The following is a 20,692-nucleotide window of genomic DNA, read 5'->3' as shown; positions in this document are numbered from 1 at the left end:
ATTGACATCTGCGGGTAAGGTTTATGCGGGCAATTGCTCGATCGCGCGATCGATCGAATCGCAACCTTGTTCAACCGTTTCTACCACAGCCAACACGCCGCGCAATTCCCCAGCGCCGGGGAAGCCCTTAGCATACCAGGTTAAGTGCTTGCGCGCTTGGCAGACACCGCTTTCACCTTTATATTCCCACAAAGCCCGCAAATGTTCCTTAGCACATTCGAGCCGTTCAATTGGTGTCGGAGCTATCTTTTCCACACCAGTTTTCAAGAAATAATCAACTTCTCCCACCAAAAAAGGATAGCCCAAAGTTCCCCGCGAACACATCACTCCATCAGCGCCGGTTTCTTCCAGACATCGCATCGCTGCTTCCACTGAAAAAATATCCCCGTTAGCAATAACTGGAATCGATAAAACTTCTTTCACTCGGCGAATCCACTCCCATTTTGCCGGGCCGGTGTAACCTTGCGATCGAGTGCGGCCGTGCACGGTAATCATTTTTGCTCCCGCATCTTCCATCCGCTTCGCAAATTCCAAAATATTAATTTCTTTGTCAGTCCAACCGATTCTAGTTTTAACAGTGACAGGAACATCTACCGCTTCCACAACAGCCCGCACAATTGCCTCGGCTGTTTCCGGGTCTCGCAGCAGGGAAGAACCGCCGCCGTTTTTAGTAATTTTGTTAACCGGACAGCCCATATTAATATCAACAGTATCCGCTCCTTCTGCCACTGCTTTCTGCGCCGCTTCTGCCAAGAAATCCGGCCGGCAGTCAAACAATTGAATGCTAATCGGACGCTCGTTCGGGTCAACTTCCATAATTCTTGGCAGTTGCTTCACGTAGTGCAAACCCGTAGCGTTCACCATTTCCGTGTACATCATCGAATCCGGCGCGTAGCGGCGCACTAGGCGGCGAAATACCAAATCGGTAACGCCGGATAAGGGCGATTGCAGGACGCGGCTTTTAACTTCAAAATCGCCGATTTTGAGCGGAGTTGCTAATCTTTCTTGTAATTCTGGAGATAGAGTAAGCATAGTCGATCGCACTTTAATTCTAATATCTGTATATTATACTACACTTCAGATAGTTGACCGTTGTTAACTATATTTTTAGCCGATTATTGACTGACAGCTAAAAGTATATTTAACCTAACCACAATGCCTATTTTACATATCCCCATCGCCCGAATTTGAATATTGTGAAACCAGAGTCCAAAGGGCAACCCCGACCACAGTTAAATCTCTGTGCCACTTCGCTCTATCTATGGGGTGTGGCCATTAATGGGGGATCTACCTACTAAGAGTGTTGCCCAAGTCATATTTTTCTTGTTTAATTCGGCCGAATGCTCTGCCTGCCGAATGCTCCGGCTGCCTTCAGACGATTAATGCTTAAATTTATTGCGATTCTGCAAAAGCCGTACATCAGATCGTTTTAAACTACAATTGGTGGATTCCTGACGACGCCGATCGAACATTAAAAAAATTGTAGAGAATTCCTATGGACGCCGCAGCACTCTGGCAACGCTATCAAGACTGGCTTTACTATCACGAGGGATTGGGACTTTACCTCGATATCAGCCGCATGGGATTCGACGACGCTTTCGCAGCAGCACTGAAGCCCAAATTTGACAAAGCTTTCAAAGATTTGGCAGCTTTGGAAGCAGGTGCGATCGCCAATCCAGACGAAAACCGCATGGTGGGCCACTACTGGCTGCGAAACCCCGATTTAGCTCCCACTCCAGAATTAAAACAAGAAATAGTCGAAGGCATAGCACAAGTCGAAGCATTTGTCAAAAAAGTTCAAAACCGCGATATTAAACCGCCCTTTGCTCCGCAATTTACCGACATAATTTCGATCGGCATCGGTGGTTCTGCCCTGGGTCCCCAATTTGTCGCCGAAGCTTTATCCCCAGACATTCCGCCCCTAGCAATTCATTTTATCGACAACACAGATCCCGCTGGGATCGATCGAATTCTCAACAAAATCAAAGACAAACTCGCCAGCACCCTAGTAATTACAATCTCCAAATCCGGCGGCACCCCCGAACCCCGCAACGGGATGATCGAAGTTCAAAAAGCCTTCGCCACCGAAAAACTGGATTTTGCCAAACAAGCAATTGCCATCACCGGAGTTGACAGCCAACTAGACAAATTAGCCAAATCCGAAGGCTGGATTACCACTTTTCCAATGGCAGATTGGGTGGGAGGACGCACTTCCGAATTGTCAGCAGTCGGACTTTTGCCCGCAGCTTTGCAAGGCATCGACATTCGGGCGATGCTCGACGGCGCTAAAGTCATGGACGAAGCTACCAGAACCACCGAAATCAAACATAATCCCGCCGCTTTGTTAGCAATGTCCTGGTATTTTGCTTGCAACGGACGTGGCGAAAAAGATATGGTAGTTTTGCCGTATAAAGATTCACTGCTATTGTTCAGCCGCTACTTGCAGCAATTAGTCATGGAATCGATCGGCAAACAGGAAGATTTAGACGGCAACACAGTTCATCAAGGAATCGCAGTTTACGGCAACAAAGGCACCACCGACCAACACGCTTACGTCCAGCAACTCCGAGACGGCGTGGCGAATTTCTTCCTAACATTTATCGAAGTTTTGCAAGACAGGCAAGGCATTTCCCCAGAAGTAGAAACAGGCGTCACTTCAGGAGATTATTTGTCGGGTTTGTTGCAGGGAACTCGACAAGCTTTGTACGAAAATCACCGAGATTCAATTACTGTCACCATTCCCCAAGTCAACCCTCGGACAGTAGGAGCATTAATCGCCCTCTACGAAAGAGCCGTAGGTTTTTACGGTTCTTTGGTGAATGTCAATGCCTATCACCAACCGGGCGTCGAAGCAGGCAAAAAAGCAGCCGCTGCTGTATTGGACTTGCAGCAACGGGTACTGCAAGTGCTCAAAGACGCCCAAAAACCTCTTTCTGTAACAGAACTAGCAAAAAAAGCAGGAAGACCAGAGCAAATCGAGACAATTTACAAAACTCTGCGGCATTTGGCAGCCAACGGGCGCGGCGTAGCTTTGGAGGGCAAATTAGGACAACCGGCGACTTTAACTGCAAGTTATCAAGAGAATTAAACAGTAGAATTAAACATTAAAAGTGACTAATTTCACTTTTAATGTTTAATTTTTAATTCCCCCATGCCATTAACGATTCTGGTTGCTGACGACGATTTCGCGACTCGCTTGTCGATTACTGATTATCTGGAAATTACCGGATACTCTGTAATCGCTGCTGAGAACGGCAAAGAAGCTTTAGGCTTGGTAGATGAATTTCAGCCGCACTTGATTGTTACCGACATTACAATGCCGGAGATGGATGGCTACGAATTTGTGCGGCGAGTTCGGACTCGTCCCTCTTTCCGCTTGCTGCCGGTGATTTTTTTGACGGAACGCACGAGCACGCAGGAACGGATTCGCGGCTATCAGATGGGGTGCGACAATTATCTGGCTAAGCCTTTTGAACTCCAAGAATTGGGGGCGGTAATTCGCTCTTTGCTCGATCGCTACGCTCTAATCGCTCAGGCGCCCTCTCGTTCCCCGGAACCCGAACCAACGCCAACAGAGACACGCAGCAGAGCCAATGACAAGCCAGAAGCAGATTTTTTAACTCAAAAGTCAAACACAGGCGATTCCCTACGGGATAGCTCCGCTTCACGGGCCTCTCCCAGCCAAAATGCTCCGACTTTGACTCAGCGAGAGCGACAAGTGCTAGATTTGCTGACAGAAGGTCTTTCTAATATTCAAATAGGCTCCACACTCCACCTCAGCCCTCGAACGATCGAAAAGCACGTCAGCAGCTTGTTTAGAAAAACTGAAAGCAACAACCGAGCAGAACTCGTTCGCTTTGCGATGGAACACCATTTAGTCAGATAACCGCCAACGCTCTGGGCAAGAAAATTACCTGCACTTACTTACCACACTGAATAAATAACATCATGGTCAACAATTACTTAAAAAATCAGAAAATTCTATATGCTGCAGCATTAGCAGCTTCCATAATTTTCTGTATGGCCATGACCTCAATGGGAATCACCAAGTATTACAGCGTTTTACAGGGTGGAGACAACTATCACGATTTCCCTACCAGCGGTTTCAGCCTCATCCGAGTTCTAATTAACGGTTCCTACTTGATAGCAACAGTTACATATATTATTTGGTTAATTCAAAAAAAACAGACAAGTTCCAGGTTTCTAGACATTTGCAAGTATGCAATCTCCTTTCTGGCACTTGCTCTCATAGCTTATCCCCAAAGCAGTGACATTTATATTTACTTGCACTACGGAACAATGAGCTTAAATAAAATTAATCCTTATCTGAATAATCCCGATACCTTAATTTCTAACGTATCTCCCTTCCTCCACTGGGGGCAAACTTCTACCTACGGCCCCGTTTCTTTATTCTTTTTTGCCCTATCAGCACTTGGTGGAGTCATTAGCCCTTTACTAGCAGTTTATATTTTTAAAATAATCTGCGTGTTGGTACACACGCTCAATGCCTACTTAATTTGGCGGTTGCTAACAAATGCTGAAAACCGCAACCTCATAACAATGGCATATTTAGTCAATCCCATGCTATTGAACGAGCAAATAGCTAATGCTCACCTTGACGTTCTTCTTGCCAATACATTGATCGTTTTAATAGGATGTATTTATTACCAACGTTATGTTTTGGCAATTTTAGCAATTTGGGTAGGTTTTTTAGTAAAAACCTTACCTATAATTTGGTTACCCTTAGTTGTTGCTTTCCTCTGCAAGCAGCGTCGGTGGAAAGATGTAGCAGCATCAGTCTTGCTTTCTTTATTAATTATCGCGGTGATAACTTATACATTTATGCCAACAGTTTCAGCTTGGAGAAGTCTTTTAAATCCGGGAACCGCCGGGGCGACCGCTCGATCTTTTCAGCATGGAATCAATTTATTTCTGAATTTTTTGCCAAATGTAAGTGTTGAAACTAGGGAAAGTATTCTATCATTCCTCAAATATTTTGCGTATTTGAGCTGGATTGTTTACTATGCAGGGACGTTAATTAAATCATTATTCCGCAAAAAAGATTCGGAAATTAATTTGGTATCAGATATTGGATGGACGACTCTGACTTTGTTTTTGTTTGCTACACCTTGGCTAATGCCTTGGTATCCATCTATTTTGCTGCCAATTGCTGCTTTGAGTATCAATTCTCCCAATTTTGTATTGACAAGTTTAACTTTTTCTTTGTCACCCAGTATCATTTTGGGAGGGGGAGCTGGAACAACTCTGATCTCCCTAGTTACGAGTTTTGTTACCGTTGTCCCCCCTACAGCATTGCTAATATTCGGGCGGAAAAAGGCACTTTTTTAATTTAAATTAATTGCGGAGCGCCAACTGTTAATTTTTCCTGACTGACAACGTACTCTAACAAACCCTCGGAAGCATCGTGCAGCAAATCAATTACTCGATCGAATCCCTCCGGGCCACCGTAGTAAGGATCTGGCACTTCTTTAAGGTCGTATTTCTGGCAAAAATCGCACATCAACCGCACTTTATCTTTATACTTTCCAGCAGCATCCAGGGCAAGAATATTGCGATAATTGTCCCGATCCATCGCCAGAATCAAATCAAAACTTTCAAAATCTTTCCTGGCAAATTGGCGGGCTTCGCCTAACAATTCAATGTCTCGCTTCCTAGCCGCTAATGCCATCCGCCTGTCAGGGGGGCTGCCAATGTGATAGCTAGCAGTTCCGGCAGAATCGCAGGTGATACGATCGCTCAAACCAGCTTGTTCAATTAAGTGATTCATAATATTTTCTGCTGAGGGCGATCGGCAGATGTTTCCGAGGCAGACAAACAATAACTTATAAGACATTTAATTGATAATTAGTAATTGGTAATTTTTAAGGGGAAAGAAGAAAGAAAATTTTTTATTTCTTCTTTCCCAAAGTTTCGTGTTTGAGAGAAATCAATCAGTCATTAGCTATAGATTTCTTTTTAAACACAGAGAGCTAACAACTAATGACTGATGACTGATGACTAATGACTAACCGAAACCGGGGAGATTTAGTCCGCCGGTAAGTTCTTCCATTTTTTCCCGCATCGTCATCGTAGACTTAGCGTAAGCATCCTGCATCGCCACCGTGACGAGTTCAGAAACCACATCAGCACCTTCACCGAGGGCATCCGGTGAGATTTCCACGCGGCGGGGTTCTTGGTTGCCGCTGAGAAAAACCTTGACCAAGCCGCCGCCGGCAGTTCCCTCAATTTCCATTACATCCAACTCTTCTTGGAGCTTTTTAGCTCCTTCTTGAACCTGCTGAGCTTTTTTGAAAGCTTCAGTCAGTTCTTTCATTTTTCCCAGGCCGAAGCCAAATCCTTGTCCTGATTTTGTCATAACTACTTTGTGATGGTGTGTGGGCTGGCAGTCTGCCGTTTCCGTATTACTTCAATGATGCCTTAGAAGGGAAACTCTCCCAGTATTCTAACTTCTGGCTCCAACAACAGCGACCACCGCTGCTCGACTTGCTGTTGAACGTGGCGGATCACTTGAAAAATATCATTGGCCGTTGCCGACCCGCAGTTAAGAATAAAATTAGCATGGCGCTGAGCCACTTGTGCGCCGCCGATCTGATATCCCTTCAGTCCCGCTTGTTCGATGAACCAACCTGCCGTCTTGGGGCCGGGGTTACGGAAGACTGAGCCACAGCTCGGTAAGTGGTAAGGTTGAGTTGTCCGCCGCTGGCTGAAATGGTCATTAGTTTCTGCCATTACTTGCGATCGGTCAAATCCCGGCTGCAACTGGAAAGTCGCTTCTGTTACTAGCCGATCGCCCCCTTGCAGCACTGAAGTCCGGTAGCGGTACTCCAACTCTTGGGGAGTCAGAATTTCCACCTTGCCGCCGGGGGATAGGACGCGAGCATTGACTAGAATATCAGCAGTACAGCCTCTGTGAGCGCCTGCATTCATCACCACAGCCCCTCCCACGCTGCCCGGTATGCCAACTGCCCATTCTAGACCTTTCCAGCCGCGTTTAGCCGCCAACCAAGCGAGGCGGGGAATTGACTCCCCCGCCCCCGCTGTAACTTGACCTGTTTCTGGATTAAAATTCACCTGTTTGAGGTAGCGAGTGCCGACGACCAAACCGGACAAACCCCGATCGCTCACCAACAAATTAGAACCCGCACCCAGCAGAGTCACCGGCACCCCTTCAGAGTCAGCCCAGGCAAAACTCGCTTGCAAAGCCTCCATACTGCGGGGAGCAACGTACCACTCGGCCGGGCCACCGACTCGGAAGGAAGTCAGGCCCGCCAGCGAAACTTGGGAATTAATCTTGCAATCAGTTCCCCGCAAAGAAATAGGAGAATACACTCGCCGATTGTCCTTAACAGAGGAGTCATTCGAGATAGTCACCATCTTGAAAATCCTTAAAAATACCTTCGCTCGAAGACGTGGTTGAAAATCCATTTAGCTAACTTATGTCGCCCCTTTGAGCGAGCCGTCCGACAGAAGTTTCGGCACAACGTGCCATGCCATAATGTCGATCAACTCTACTCAGTTCGCGAGCTAATCGGGGCGATCGGCTTGTTGATAAAAAGCCATAACCTCTGGAATAATCTGATTCAGATTACCAGCGCCCAAAAACAGAGCCAAATCCCCCGGTTGCAGATTTTTGGTTAAAAACTTAGTGACTGACTCCAGGGAAGGCGCAAACTCAACCTCTCGGCCTTCTTTAGCAATCAAATCAGCAACTTGCTGCCCGCTAATTTCTCCTAAATTTGGTTCCCCAGCACTATAAATATCGCAAGCCACAACCAAATCAGCATCCCCAAAAGATTGAGCAAATTCTGGCAAAAATGTCAGAGTCCGGCTGTAACGGTGGGGTTGAAAAATTGCAACCACTCTTCTGGATTTGGGATTTTTTTCGCTACCTTCGATCCGCAAGCGAGCCGCCGCCAAGGTGACACGAATTTCGCTAGGATGGTGGGCGTAGTCGTCCACAAACAGGATGTCATTGTGAAAACCCCGCACCTCAAAACGGCGGCGAGCTCCTTCAAAGCCAGCAATCGCTTTGGCAATCGCCGAAAACTCTAACCCCAACAATCGGCCCACTGCTACCGCAGCTAGTGCATTGCTGAGATTGTGTGTGCCCAGCAACTTCAACTCCATTTCCCCCAGGAAAGCTCCTCGCTCCCAAATCCGAGCCTTGGTGCTTTCTGCCCCGTACTCCACGCCCGAAGCCGTGTAGTCCGCACCGCTATCCGGCTGCAAGCTATAACTGACATCAGGCTGAAGGCAGTCTTTGACGATTTGGTCGTCAATGCAGCCCACCAAGGTTTGACAGTTTTGGGCAAACACCTTAAATGTGTCTATTACCTGGTCAAGGGTATCGTAATGGTCTGGATGATCCAGTTCCACATTCGTCACTATGCCTATTTTGGCTACCAGCTTGACGAGAGAACCGTCGGATTCATCAGCCTCGGCCACTAAGTAGGGGCCTTCCCCCAAACGGGCATTGCCTTCCCAAGCATTTACCTCGCCTCCTACTACGATGGTCGGGTCTAGACCCGCAGCCATCAGCATGAAGCCGATTAAGCTGCTAGTAGTAGTTTTGCCATGAGTCCCGGCTACGGCTATGCTTTGGTAATCTTGAATTAACGCTGCCAACACATCCGATCGATGAAAAATCGGACAGCCCAAATCTAAAGCAGCTCGATATTCGGCATTTGCTGGGTGAATAGCCGTCGAACATACTACTTGAGGCAATCCCGGAATTGCTTGGGCGCTTGAACCGTTGCCGTTCAATTGGAGAGCTTTGGCTGTCGCGACAGAAGTCCCTACCGTACCCGCGACTATCGAGGATACTGCCCTTTCCTGTTGCCCGCAGTCGGGACTGCTACCGTTAAGGGCCGTTTGAAATAATTCAAAATTGCTGGCGTCTTGACTCCAAAAAATATGAGCTCCCATTCCTTGCAAGCGCTCGGTTATGTGACTCGATTTAATGTCGGAGCCGTACACAGGCAACTTGCGTTTAGCTAGAATGTAGGCAAGGGCTGACATCCCAATCCCACCAATGCCGATGAAATGAAATGGTCTACCGCTAAAATCAACAGAACTCGGCATCTTTGCTCCTCACACACCACACCACGCCAATAACACGCGATATCATATCAAGAATTGTTTTTTCAGGATACAGTTCGCTATAGATTTTGTACAAAATTCTCTGCGCGTCCCTAGATTTGAGGGACTTGTAGAGATGTTTGTCTTGTATCCTATATGACTTAGTACCGAGTAGTTTTCCGGAACAGTCACAGCTCGAAAATTGCAGGTAACAGAAAACGGGGTCTGGGGTCTGGGCCAATAGACTAATTTTGGGTGGTTGCATACTCCTGCATTCTTTCTATTTCGATCCGCCTGCTGTGCTGGGATACGGCAGCAAAAGCCCCACAACCTTTCTACCAAGATTGAGGGTAAAACCCATAAGGATTTACAAACACTACCACGAACAACAAAATTTCGCTCATTTTGTAGTCATTTATCTAGTTGTACGGTCATTTTTTCTTGAAAGTCAGAGATTGACACGATCGCAACTCAACTATAGATAATATGTATTCTCACTTAATTGTATATATACCAAGTTATGCAGTTAGTCGAATAAGTCGAAAAGCGATAGAGCTTACGGTTAAAAGTGTATAAACATAAAATTGGCGCGATGTCTCTACTAATCCTGATTTTGGGGAAATATGGCGAAAATAGCGATTTTGGGGGGGACTTTTGACCCGGTTCACTGGGGTCACGTGTTGGTAGCCGAGACGGCTGCGAGTCAATTTGCTCTCGATCGAGTCATTTGGGTACCGGATCGCTCTCCTCCTCACAAGTGGCGCCCGGATTTGGCAAGTTTTGAGCAGCGGCGGGAAATGCTCGCTCTCGCAATCGCCGATCGCCCAGACTTCGTAATTTCGCCGCGGTCGGCAAATCCCAGAGGCAGTTGTTTTGCCATTGACACCCTGCTGTATTTGCAAAAATTGTATCCCGGCGATCATCGCTGGTACTGGATTATTGGTAGTGACGCACTCCTTACTCTCCCCAAATGGCACCGGTGCGACGAAATTGCCGGGTTGTGTGACTGGTTGGTGGCCCCGCGTCCGACTCAGGGAGAGCGAGAGACACCAGAAAGCGGGGAGATTGGGGGAGTGTCGGAGTGGGGAGATTGTCCGAGTGGAAAACCCATCGATTCGGGGGGAGACAGGATGCAGGTTCAGGCAAATGCTGTGGGCCGACGAGTTGCCGAACAAATGGCTCTTCTGGACGTGGAAATTCGCTGGGAGGTGCTGTCCATGGCTGCGATCGAGATTTCGTCGAGCCACATCCGCCACTGCTGCGCCGAAAGTCGCAACCTCCGCTACTTAGTCCCGGAAGTTGTACGAACTTATATTGCTGCCCATCAGCTTTACCAGTAACCAGTGGCAGAAAGCCTAATGCCTTCTGCCTTGCAATTTCAGCCTTCTAGAAAAGTTCAAGCTTTTTTGATCGACACAAAAAGTTAGAAAGGATCGACCTTTGCGATATGATCTTGTCTCATAAGTCAATTCTTAAATTTTTCCAAAATTTAAGCCTGAGCTAAGGGCTGCCATCGTTAGGAGGTACTAAAGTGATTCGAGTCGCGATCAATGGTTTTGGACGTATTGGGCGCAGTTTTGCGCGCTGCTGGCTGGGCAGAGAAAACAGCCAGCTAGAGTTGGTAGCTATTAATGACACTTCCGATCCCAGAAGTAATGCTCACTTGCTCAGATACGATTCCATGATGGGAACGTTGAAGAATGTGGACATCAGTGCGGATGAAAATTCCATTACCCTAAATGGGAAGACAGTTAAATGCGTGAGCGATCGCAACCCGCTAAACTTGCCTTGGAAAGATTGGGGTATTGATCTGATTATTGAAGCGACCGGCGTCTTCGTTGACCAAGCTGGTGCATCGAAGCATATCACTGCCGGCGCTAAAAAAGTGCTAATTACCGCTCCCGGCAAGGGTTCTGAAGTTGGCACTTATGTGATGGGAGTTAACCACCACAACTACAAGCACAGTGACTACACTGTCATCAGCAATGCTAGCTGTACTACTAACTGTCTAGCTCCTGTACTGAAAGTGCTGCACGAAAATTTTGGCATCGTCAAAGGCATGATGACCACTACTCACAGCTATACTGGCGACCAGCGCTTGCTGGATGCCAGCCACCGCGACTTGCGGCGGGCGCGGGCGGCAGCAATGAATATTGTGCCGACTTCTACCGGAGCAGCCCAAGCTGTGGCTTTGGTGATTCCGGAATTGAAGGGCAAGTTAAATGGTATTGCCATGCGCGTGCCGACTCCCAATGTGTCCGTAGTCGATTTTGTGGCTCAGGTAGAGAAAAAGACTTTTACCGAGCAAGTAAATCAAGTGTTCAAAGAAGCTGCCGAAGGCCCCATGAAAGGGATTTTGGAGTACAACGATTTGCCTTTAGTTTCTTGCGATTATCGCGGAAACGATGCTTCTTCGATTCTGGATTCCAGCTTAACGCTGGTGATGGATGGCGACATGGTAAAGGTTTTGGCTTGGTACGACAATGAGTGGGGCTACAGTCAGCGGGTGGTTGACTTGGCTGAATTGGTCGCCGAACGTTGGGAAGCTTAATCCGAAGGCAGAAGGCATTAGTCATTCGGCAGAAGGTAAAAAATGCTGATATTTTTTACTTTTGAGTCGATTTCTAGCTGACTTTTTATTTCTGTTTTCGAGCGCTAGAGACTTTTGGCAGTCGATAGTTGGCGAGTACAAAATGAAATATCCTAGGGACATGGCAGTCCCGTGTCCCTACCCGATATCTGTATGCTGCTACTCCCAGCTATCGAACTTTTTGCAATAATACTTCGATCGGGCGATCGGGTCTGCTTGATGATAAAGTTGTTGTTTGTTCGTAGTAACCGTTTAAACTTGCTTTGGTTAAATTCTCGGAAAATCCCAAATATTAAAAAAATAAAAATTATGACTATAAAAGTTAAAAACCTGAAAAAATAGCAACAGCTACGGTACAGTGTTGAAAACAAAATGTGATATGAAAAAAGCGTTAATTAGCGGTATATCAGGTCAGGACGGAGCTTATTTAGCTAAACTGTTGCTCGATCGAGGTTATGAAGTTTGCGGCACCTCCAGGGACGCCCAAATGTCTAGTTTCGGAAACCTGGCCCGTTTGGGCATCCGAGACAGAGTAAAACTAGAATCCATGTCTCTCAACGATTTTCGCAGCGTCTTGCAAGTGCTTGCCAAAATAGAGCCAGATGAGGTGTACAATCTAGCAGGTCAAAGTTCCGTCGGTCTGTCTTTTGAACAGCCCGTAGAAACCCTCGAAAGCATTGCCACAGGCACATTGAATCTGTTAGAAGCAATTCGGTTTACAGGCGGAAAAATCAAACTTTACAACGCCAGTTCCAGCGAATGTTTTGGGGATACCCGAGGCAATCCAGCCGATGAAAATACGCCTTTTCGCCCTAGAAGTCCTTACGCGGTGGCGAAAGCAACGGCATTTTGGGAAGTAGCGAATTATCGAGAAGCGTACAATTTGTTTGCGTGTTCTGGTATTTTGTTCAATCACGAGTCGTCGCTGCGACCGGAGAGGTTTGTTACCCAAAAAATTGTATCGGTTGTGTGCCGAATTGCTGCGGGTAGTTCGGAAAAACTGCATTTAGGTAATATTTCAGTGCAGCGGGACTGGGGTTGGGCGCCGGAATATGTGGAGGCGATGTATTTGATGTTGCAGCAGGAAGAACCGGACGATTATGTAATTGCCACGGGTGTAAGCTATCCTTTGGAGGAGTTTGTGCAGACAGCGTTTGTTTCTGCGGGTTTGGATTGGCAGGAACATTTAGTAACCGATGCGAGTCTTTACAGACCGACTGAGATTGCAGTTGGGAGGGGAAATCCGGGTAAGGCAAAAGAAAAATTGGGCTGGGAGGCAAAATATAAAATGCCCGATGTGGTGCGGATGATGGTGGAAGCGAGGATGGGTAAGGTGTGAGGATTTTTTCAGAAAATATAGCTCTTTGTTTGCAATAAATACCTGTTGTGAAGTATCAGCGTTTGTGTACCCTTTTCAAGATGTGAAACAATGGAAATAGTTATATTAGCCGACAGTTTGGGGACAGGTTTCCGAGAATAAAGAGAGTTTCGTCCCAAGCCCCTAGTAGATGTGGGCGGGTATCCAATTCTCTGGCATATTATGAAAACCTATGCCCCTTAAGGATTTCAAAATTTTCTTGTGTGTTTGGGTTATCGGGGCAACATGATTAAGGAGTCTTTCCTCAATTATGAAGCGATGAATAATGATTTTACTATTTGCTTGGGCAGCCAAAATCAGATTACCTACCACCAAGAACACCAGAAGCAAGATTTTAAGGTGACACTGGCGGAAACAGGGCCAACACAGCATGATTGGGGGGGTGAAACGTGTGGAGAAATAAATTACTGATGATCCTGAGTGGAACAGGGAGCATCGTACTGCGGCGGCTGAGTTTGCCGATCAACATTCTGATTTTGTGATCGAGCAACCAGCATGGTATTTTAATGAAAGTGAGTTAAGTGAAAACCTTACTCACTGGCCTGGATCGTGGTTGCGGCGACTGTGAGCAGGAATGCCAGGGAAAACTGTAAAATTAGATTTGCGGGAACAAAGGGTGATCGCTTTTAATCCTTATAAGCTGATGGAAAGGAGCTTTAGTGAAGGCAATAAAGCTCCAGAACAAGCAAAAAAATACACACAGATATTTCAGACAACAAGCTAGAGCTGTAACCATCTTTCAGATGTACGTATTTCCCAATTTTAGATAAGGAGTAATTAGAATGGGTTTAATCAGAGGAGGAGTGCCAACCGAGCTAGCAATAGCCTTGAAAGAGGCATACAATTTGCAAGGTTTTATTGAAACTGGCACTAACTGCGGTGCAACGGCCTTGTGGGCTGCACAGTATTTTCCAAAAGTTATAACAATCGAAGCAGCTAAAGAAATATATGAGGCAGTAGTAAACAACTACGGTCACTTAAAAAATCTAGACTTCGTATTGGGAAACTCAAAAGAGCAGCTTGCAGCAATTGTACCCACACTCAAGGAACCTTGTATTTTTTGGCTAGACGCTCACTGGAGCGGGGGAATAACCTATGGAGAATCTGAGGAGTGTCCGCTGCTGGAAGAGTTGCAAATTATCAACGATTCTGAATGCGAACACTTTATCCTGATAGATGATGCCCGCCTTTTTTTATCTCCGCCCCCGAGTCCTCACCGTATAGAGCAGTGGCCGACTATTGATGCTGTTACCAGTTTGTTGAATTCTGGAAGAAGTCGGTATACCGTTATAGTTGAAGATGTGATAGTTTCTGTTCCCGAAGAAGCCAAATTACTCGTGGCTCAGTATAGTCAGGAAGTTAGCACAAAGGCATGGGAAGATCAAGTGCGATCGCTCCAAAAGCCAGCACCTGCATTGCCTGAAAAACCGCCAAAGCCTAGCTCCACAGTCAAGACAAGCTTGCACAGCGGCGAATTACTATGTATCGAAAGATTCATCGCATCTGGTCAAGTAGTTTTTGATGTAGGTGCGAATGTTGGCAGTTGGAGTGAGGAAGTATTTAATCAATTTCCTAATGCAGAAATCCACCTGTTTGAGCCAGTTCCTAAAATTTACAAAAGTCTTTTACAAAATTTAGCCGAAGGAATTTGTAATAGTCAAATTATTCCCAATAACTATGCGTTAGGGAAACAAGAAGAATCAAGGAAGTTTGCTTATTATCATGACTCTCCAGAATGGAGTACATTTTACCGCAGGTTGCAGGCTGAAAAGGAATATGATATTAAGCAGCCTCAAATTATCAATGTTTTGACAACTACTATAGATAATTACTGTCAAAGGCAAGAAATTAACCACATTAATTTTTTAAAGATAGATGTGGAAGGTGGCGAATTAAATGTACTAGAGGGAGCTAATAATTTATTGCGCCAGGGTAAAATTGATTACATTCAATTTGAATACGGGGGTACTTATATAGACTCGAAAACAACACTAAAACAAGTTTTTGAATATTTTCAAAACTTGCGGTATGCAATATTTAAGATTCAACCAGATGGATTAGAGTATTTTCCCTATTTTCAGCCCGATCATGAAAACTATCAGTGGAGCATTTTCTTAGCAGTAAACGAACGCTTTCGCTCGGCAGTTTTGGGTGAAACACCCCAAATGCTTGATTTACAGCAAGTTTGTACGCAGCATTCCATCGTTCCGCGCGGTGTGGTTCACGTTGGAGCTCACGAAGGTAATGAAACTGCATTGTACCAAGCAATGGGCATACAAAGGGTATTGTATATCGAAGCTAACCCAGAAGTATTTGAAAGATTGCAGCTCAAAATAGCAGGATTCCCCAACGTGCAAGCAGTTAATTGTGCTGCGAGCGATAGAAATGGCACGGTCAACTTGCACGTCACTTCAATGGATCAAAGCAGTTCGATTTTGCCGTTAAAGCTTCATGCAGAGATTTATCCCACCATTCAGGAAACTCACCAAGTAACAGTAGAATCAAAAACTCTAGATACCCTGCTGCAAGAACTGGAACTGGAAGCTGCGGATTTTAATATCCTCAACATAGATATCCAAGGTGCAGAACTTTTGGCTTTGCAAGGAGCGGCTAATTTATTGAAATATGTAGAAGCAATTAACACAGAAGTAAATTACGAAGAACTGTACGAAGGCTGCGCCTTGATTGACCAAATTGACGAATTTTTGGAGAATTACGGTTTCGATCGTGTTGCAACAACAACCCCGCTTCACCCGTCTTGGGGGGATGCGTTTTATGTCAAAAAGCCAGCGGTTACTATGTCGGAACTTGACATCAATCGATTTGGCAATCAGATATTTGAGTACGCTTTTTTAAGAATCTATGCCAAACAGCATAATCTGCGGTGCGAGACACCTGCTTGGATCGGACAATATCTATTTGGTCTTCAAGACCAGCCAATTTCTCAGAAATTACCTCAAATTCAAGAAGTTAGGCAACAAGATGGAACATTTTCTGTTTGGTTTGCTGAAGCTATCATCCCCAATTCGCCAACAATTTACAAAAATGTAGACTTTTCGGGTTACTGCCAGTACCACACAAAATATTACGCTCCCTACAAAGATTACCTGCGCTCGTTATTTAAACCAGCGACAGAAGTTGAAACAAAAATGCAAGCTGCAATCGCGTGCCTGCGTTCTCTAGGCAAAACTGTTGTAGGTCTGCACCTGCGCCGCGGAGACTACAGCCAGTTTAATACAGTACCTTTCTTGACAGCACCTAGCGAATGGTATAAAGAGTGGCTCAGAGGTCTGTGGGAAAGGCTGGACGAACCTGTACTATTCGTTGCGAGCGACGAAATTGAAAAAGTTATCGGAGAGTTTGCAGAATACAACCCCGTAACAGCACAAGATTTAGGTGCTAATGTGTCGGAAGCAGACTTTTATTCAGATTTTTATATATTGAGCCAGTGCGATGTTGTCGCTATATCAAATAGCAGTTTTTCGTTTGCAGCCTGTATGCTTAACGAAACAGGCAAGTTCTTCTTTCGTCCCGACTGGTCAACAGAGAAACTAATCCCCTTCGATCCTTGGAATAGCGAGCCTCTTTTGTGGGAGAACCCGAAAAAATTAAACAGCGATTCAATACCAGAAGAATTTAAACTAAACGACGTACAATTTCTGCTAACCAATTATCACCTCAGCGATGAAGAGTTTTTGCAAGCAGCTTACCGTAAATATTTGCTCCGCTATCCAGATGAAGCAGGCAAACAGTGGTATATCAAGCTCCTTGGGGACAAGAGCATTACGCGCAGAACAATTCTCGCCGGAATGCAACAATCAGTAGAATTTAAGTGGGTGTGGGAACCGATCGCCTCAGCTTCTGAAGAGGAAACTTACTGGCATTTGGCAGCTCAATGGGCAAAACAAGGCAAATGGGATGAGGCGAGCGCCACCTATCACGAGGCAATTCGGTCAAAATCCGACCTAGTGCTAGCCTACAGTCGTTGGGCCGACAATCTAGACGCCCAGAACCAACCCGATGCACAGGTGGCTCTGAGAGCGAAATTTGTCAAAGCCTTACTAAATCAACCCGACTCAGCCGAATTATACGCTTGTTTGGGGAAACTCCTAGCAGCAAGGGGCAAGGCAGGTGAGGCCATACAGGCATACCAAAAGTCGCTCTTAATTCAATCTGACTCCCCCGACGCAGCTCAAATTTACTTCGATTTAGGGAAAGCGCAAGCACAGCAAAATCAGCTTGATGAGGCAATTACCTCATACCATAAAGCTATTGATCAGCACCCAGAATGGGCGGAAATTTACTTTTATATCGGGCAAGCACTAGCACAGCAAAACCAATTTGATGCGGCAATTACCTCCTATCAAAAAGTTATTCAGCAGCATCCAGAATGGGCGGAAGTTTACTTTTATATAGGACAGGCAAGGTCACACCAGAAAAATTTTGACGAAGCAATTAAATTTTACAAAAAATCTATCCAAATAGATCCAGAATATGTTGGGGCTTATCTGCTATTGGGAGGCTTACTTCATGCACAATCTAAGTTCGATGAAGCTATTTCGTGTTTCCAAGACCTAATCGATTTAGAACATCACAGGTTTGGTTCGATCGCCCAAACTTATATAGGCAGTATTCTCCAACAGCAAGGCAAACAGGAAGAAGCTAACTTGTATTTTCAAAAAGCACAGCCTGCTGCACTTCCCCAAGGGTGTGGCACTGTGCGGGAGTGGGTACTTGCATCTCCATTAAAGCAAACTAACTACATAGAACTCCACTCTCCCCATCACTTCTCGCTCTCAGCACCGCCGCAAACAATAGATAGAGCTTTCTATCCGATATTGAATAGTAGTTGGTGGAGTCAATTTGAGTCGCCCGCCACATTTGTAGTCACAATACCAGAGGGTCGGTATTGCGAGTACGGCTATAACACTAAAACTGCTGTTATCACCTCAGATAATCAGTTATTGCTAGATGTTTCTACCTGTCCTGGCATCCCCATAGATCGACATCCTATTTTCTCAGCAACCAATTTACCACTTGTTGAGCATATTAATGGTACTGTAGCTGTCTTATCTGTAGATACTGGACTCATTTATTACCATTGGATGTTAGATTTACTTCCGAGGATAGGATTGTTACAACTAAGTGGAATTGAGCTGGGCAGTATTGACAAGTTTTTAATTAATGGTTACCGATCACCTTTTCAAAAAGAAACCCTTGAGGTGTTTGGTATTCGCGCCAATCAAATCATAGAGACCAAGAATCATGCCCATATAAAAGCTAATAAATTAGTTGTTCCCTCTTATCCCGGTTTTCAGTGTTTCCCAACCAAATGGGCGTGCGATTTCCTCAGAAGCAATTTTCTTCCCCTAGCACTACCATCAAAATCAAGCCAGCTAAAGCGTATATATATCAGTCGGAATGCAGGAACAGAACGGAGAACAATTAATGAAGATGAAGTGTTAAATCTTTTGAATGAGCTGGGTTTTACAAGAATCTTTGCAGAGTCAATATCCTTTGCTGAACAAGTCTCATTGATGGCTCAGGCTGAGGTTGTAGTCCTGATGCACGGTTCAGCAGTCAGCAACCTTGTTTTTTGCCAGCCGGGAACTAAAGTTATCGAAATTTTCTCGCCCCACCAGGTCGTTCAAATTGGCGAACTGATTAGCCATTACCAGAGACTTGACTACTACTATTTGATAGGTTCAGGAATTCCATGTCCTCAGTTGCGTCAACTCGTTTACTACAAAGATGGTTATGAAGATACACTTGTTAACATTGATTCCCTGAAAAATCTGCTAGAGCAGGCTGGAGTCGCTTAGAAGTAAAGAAACAGAGTTTAACTTTATGATGGAGTCCAACACCCCAACAACATCAAAAAGACAGCCAATCCCCTCCTCCAGATTCCCTGACTCTAGAAGTCGATCGCCCTGGTCCAAATAATCAACGGCAGTTTTTTTGGCTTCCCTCTTGAGTTACTGTCAATCGTGCTAAGCTGATGAGCCAGTTCAGATTACACTAAGTTGTGTACATTTGACAAGATGTAACCTTAATGACCTGACCTTAGTGTAAACTGTGGTGGAATCCCGGACTATTGAGAGGCGATGTACTTGATGTTGCAGCACGAACAGCCTGATGGCTGGGTAAGTGTAACAGGTGAAAGTCATCATGCGTTGTCAGAACTTCTGGCGATCGTGCTTGATGCCAGATTAAATCGGCAGGAACCTATAGCGATCAACTCCAGTCTTAATAGACTAACGGAAATTGCTGTAATATAAGCTGCCATTAGGGAGCATTTATGGGAAAATTGGGTTGACTTGCAGATTAGTCGCATGGCATCGGTATCAGTATCAATTGCGTCAATTCACAAAACTCTCAAATTCGACTAAATTTAATGTAGAAAAAACCGGAGAATCCACAATGCAAGAATGGAAAAGAACGTTTTATTTTAATAAAAAAGAGTTTTATTACAATCGTATAAAATTTAACAATCCTACCGAAAGAGCTGTAGAGATACCTATTGCTTTTAACTTTTTGGCAGAGATCCAAAAACCAGCAAGCATACTTGAAGTGGGAAATGTACTTTCTCATTATGAAAATCATTTGAGTGAAACGCTTGGTATAACATCAAGACGAATTGTCGATAAATTTGAAGTAGAAGTAGGGGTAGATAATGAAGACTTAATGAACCTGCCGTCTGACAAAAAGTACGACGCGATTGTCTCACTTTCTACAGTTGAACACATTGGACAAAAAGGAGATCCTTCGGGTGGATATGGAGAGCAGGAAGAAAATCGCGATCTTGAAGGTCCCTTAAAAGCAATTGCTAAGATATACGACCTACTTGCCCCTGAGGGCAAAGCTTTGATTACCGTTCCTTTTGGAAAACTTATAGATGGGGAATGGTATATTCAGTTTAGTAAAGAGTATTTGTATTTATTAGGCAAAAAATATGGAATTCCTAAAGAGGCTGTCTCTGTTAATTGTTTAAAGCTAATAGACAGAGAAACAACTGACCGTGGTTTTAACGTGCTTTGGGAAGAGTTAGATGCTCTTGAACTGAGTTATGTGGAATACGGCTCGCCTTTTTCTCAAGCAAATGCGATCGCAGTTATCGAGCTTTCCAAGCTTTCAAGTGACTTTCACTTGAAATTAAATGTCGAGCCGAGTCCTCTGTTATACAATATGCCTTATGAGACGCGGACAGAATTCGAGGAAAACAAGGCTCTATTACAGCAAACTCAGAGTGAATTGGCAGAATTTCAGTTGCAATTGCAAGTGACTCAGAGCGAATTGGAACAATCCCAAGCAATCCACCAGGAGACTCAGAGTGAATTAGAACAATCCCAGTTACAACTCCATCAGACTCAGAGTGAATTAGAACAATCCCAGTTACAACTCCATCAGACTCAGAGTGAATTAGAACAATCCCAAGCAATCCAGCAGCAGACTCAGAGTGAATTAGAACAATCCCAAGCAATCCAGCAGCAGACTCAGAGTGAATTGGAACAATTCCAGTTACAACTCCATCAGACTCAGAGCGAATTGGAACAATCCCAAGCAATCCAGCAGCAGACTCAGAGTGAATTGGAACAATTCCAGTTACAACTCCATCAGACTCAGAG

The 20,692-nt window shown here is 45.1% G+C and carries 13 protein-coding genes and 1 pseudogene; 9 read left to right on the top strand and 5 right to left on the bottom strand.

All coding sequences use genetic code 11. From position 1 onward, the window contains the following. Window positions 1–21 precede the first annotated feature (21 nt). On the bottom strand, window positions 22–1,032 hold the full coding sequence (gene dusB / locus QUA74_RS21360) for a tRNA dihydrouridine synthase DusB (protein WP_333333248.1): 1,011 nt from the start codon (window positions 1,030–1,032) through the stop codon (window positions 22–24). A 463-nt stretch (window positions 1,033–1,495) separates the two neighbouring features. On the opposite strand from dusB, the gene QUA74_RS21355 reads away from it, so the two are divergent. The 3 genes from QUA74_RS21355 (at window position 1,496) to QUA74_RS21345 (ending at window position 5,349) form a co-directional block, all read left to right on the top strand. After that, on the top strand, window positions 1,496–3,088 hold the full coding sequence (locus QUA74_RS21355) for a glucose-6-phosphate isomerase (protein WP_333333246.1): 1,593 nt from the start codon (window positions 1,496–1,498) through the stop codon (window positions 3,086–3,088). A gap of 63 nt (window positions 3,089–3,151) precedes the next feature. Continuing rightward, on the top strand, window positions 3,152–3,886 hold the full coding sequence (locus QUA74_RS21350; RefSeq protein WP_333333244.1) for a DNA-binding response regulator: 735 nt from the start codon (window positions 3,152–3,154) through the stop codon (window positions 3,884–3,886). A 62-nt stretch (window positions 3,887–3,948) separates the two neighbouring features. Further along, window positions 3,949–5,349, top strand: coding sequence for a hypothetical protein (locus QUA74_RS21345; RefSeq protein WP_333333242.1), 1,401 nt, complete (start codon window positions 3,949–3,951; stop codon window positions 5,347–5,349). A 1-nt stretch (window position 5,350) separates the two neighbouring features. Here QUA74_RS21345 and QUA74_RS21340 read toward each other — a convergent pair whose 3' ends face one another. From QUA74_RS21340 to murC, 4 genes are all read right to left on the bottom strand, one after another. Continuing rightward, complete coding sequence (locus tag QUA74_RS21340) at window positions 5,351–5,854, bottom strand: low molecular weight protein-tyrosine-phosphatase (protein WP_333333240.1); 504 nt, start codon at window positions 5,852–5,854, stop codon at window positions 5,351–5,353. 171 nt (window positions 5,855–6,025) lie between these two features. Then, window positions 6,026–6,376, bottom strand: a complete 351-nt coding sequence (locus QUA74_RS21335; RefSeq protein ID WP_006634273.1) for a YbaB/EbfC family nucleoid-associated protein — start codon at window positions 6,374–6,376, stop codon at window positions 6,026–6,028. Window positions 6,377–6,438: 62 nt separating this feature from the next. Then, window positions 6,439–7,395: a UDP-N-acetylmuramate dehydrogenase gene (gene murB, locus QUA74_RS21330; RefSeq protein WP_333144613.1), complete on the bottom strand. Its 957-nt coding sequence runs from the start codon at window positions 7,393–7,395 to the stop codon at window positions 6,439–6,441. A 150-nt stretch (window positions 7,396–7,545) separates the two neighbouring features. After that, window positions 7,546–9,102: a UDP-N-acetylmuramate--L-alanine ligase gene (gene murC, locus QUA74_RS21325; protein WP_333333238.1), complete on the bottom strand. Its 1,557-nt coding sequence runs from the start codon at window positions 9,100–9,102 to the stop codon at window positions 7,546–7,548. Between the two features lie 620 nt (window positions 9,103–9,722). On the opposite strand from murC, the gene nadD reads away from it, so the two are divergent. The 6 genes and pseudogenes from nadD to QUA74_RS21295 form a co-directional block, all read left to right on the top strand. Continuing rightward, window positions 9,723–10,439 (top strand): nicotinate (nicotinamide) nucleotide adenylyltransferase, encoded by a 717-nt coding sequence (gene nadD, locus QUA74_RS21320; RefSeq protein WP_333333236.1) that lies wholly within the window; start codon window positions 9,723–9,725, stop codon window positions 10,437–10,439. A 191-nt stretch (window positions 10,440–10,630) separates the two neighbouring features. Then, complete coding sequence (locus tag QUA74_RS21315; protein WP_333333234.1) at window positions 10,631–11,650, top strand: type I glyceraldehyde-3-phosphate dehydrogenase; 1,020 nt, start codon at window positions 10,631–10,633, stop codon at window positions 11,648–11,650. A 418-nt stretch (window positions 11,651–12,068) separates the two neighbouring features. After that, window positions 12,069–13,028, top strand: coding sequence for a GDP-mannose 4,6-dehydratase (locus tag QUA74_RS21310; protein WP_172185785.1), 960 nt, complete (start codon window positions 12,069–12,071; stop codon window positions 13,026–13,028). Window positions 13,029–13,849: 821 nt separating this feature from the next. After that, window positions 13,850–18,889: an FkbM family methyltransferase gene (locus QUA74_RS21305; protein WP_333333232.1), complete on the top strand. Its 5,040-nt coding sequence runs from the start codon at window positions 13,850–13,852 to the stop codon at window positions 18,887–18,889. Window positions 18,890–19,180: 291 nt separating this feature from the next. Beyond that, window positions 19,181–19,345 (top strand): hypothetical protein, encoded by a 165-nt coding sequence (locus QUA74_RS21300; protein WP_333333230.1) that lies wholly within the window; start codon window positions 19,181–19,183, stop codon window positions 19,343–19,345. Window positions 19,346–19,487: 142 nt separating this feature from the next. Continuing rightward, a pseudogene (locus QUA74_RS21295) lies at window positions 19,488–20,692 on the top strand (hypothetical protein); the annotation flags it as partial.

Source organism: Microcoleus sp. LAD1_D3, assembly GCF_036702135.1.
In the GTDB taxonomy this organism is placed as follows: Bacteria; Cyanobacteriota; Cyanobacteriia; order Cyanobacteriales; family Microcoleaceae; genus Microcoleus.
Note: the sequence above shows the minus strand (reverse complement) of the source record. Positions and strands in the feature narration are given on the sequence as shown.

What these genes read in the sequence shown, in the direction of transcription:
- dusB (WP_333333248.1), bottom strand. Translation starts at nt 1,032, where the DNA reads ATGCTTACTCTATCTCCAGAATTACAAGAAAGATTAGCAACTCCGCTC.
- QUA74_RS21355 (WP_333333246.1), top strand. Translation starts at nt 1,496, where the DNA reads ATGGACGCCGCAGCACTCTGGCAACGCTATCAAGACTGGCTTTACTAT.
- QUA74_RS21350 (WP_333333244.1), top strand. Translation starts at nt 3,152, where the DNA reads ATGCCATTAACGATTCTGGTTGCTGACGACGATTTCGCGACTCGCTTG.
- QUA74_RS21345 (WP_333333242.1), top strand. Translation starts at nt 3,949, where the DNA reads ATGGTCAACAATTACTTAAAAAATCAGAAAATTCTATATGCTGCAGCA.
- QUA74_RS21340 (WP_333333240.1), bottom strand. Translation starts at nt 5,854, where the DNA reads ATGTCTTATAAGTTATTGTTTGTCTGCCTCGGAAACATCTGCCGATCG.
- QUA74_RS21335 (WP_006634273.1), bottom strand. Translation starts at nt 6,376, where the DNA reads ATGACAAAATCAGGACAAGGATTTGGCTTCGGCCTGGGAAAAATGAAA.
- murB (WP_333144613.1), bottom strand. Translation starts at nt 7,395, where the DNA reads ATGGTGACTATCTCGAATGACTCCTCTGTTAAGGACAATCGGCGAGTG.
- murC (WP_333333238.1), bottom strand. Translation starts at nt 9,102, where the DNA reads ATGCCGAGTTCTGTTGATTTTAGCGGTAGACCATTTCATTTCATCGGC.
- nadD (WP_333333236.1), top strand. Translation starts at nt 9,723, where the DNA reads ATGGCGAAAATAGCGATTTTGGGGGGGACTTTTGACCCGGTTCACTGG.
- QUA74_RS21310 (WP_172185785.1), top strand. Translation starts at nt 12,069, where the DNA reads ATGAAAAAAGCGTTAATTAGCGGTATATCAGGTCAGGACGGAGCTTAT.
- QUA74_RS21305 (WP_333333232.1), top strand. Translation starts at nt 13,850, where the DNA reads ATGGGTTTAATCAGAGGAGGAGTGCCAACCGAGCTAGCAATAGCCTTG.
- QUA74_RS21300 (WP_333333230.1), top strand. Translation starts at nt 19,181, where the DNA reads ATGTTGCAGCACGAACAGCCTGATGGCTGGGTAAGTGTAACAGGTGAA.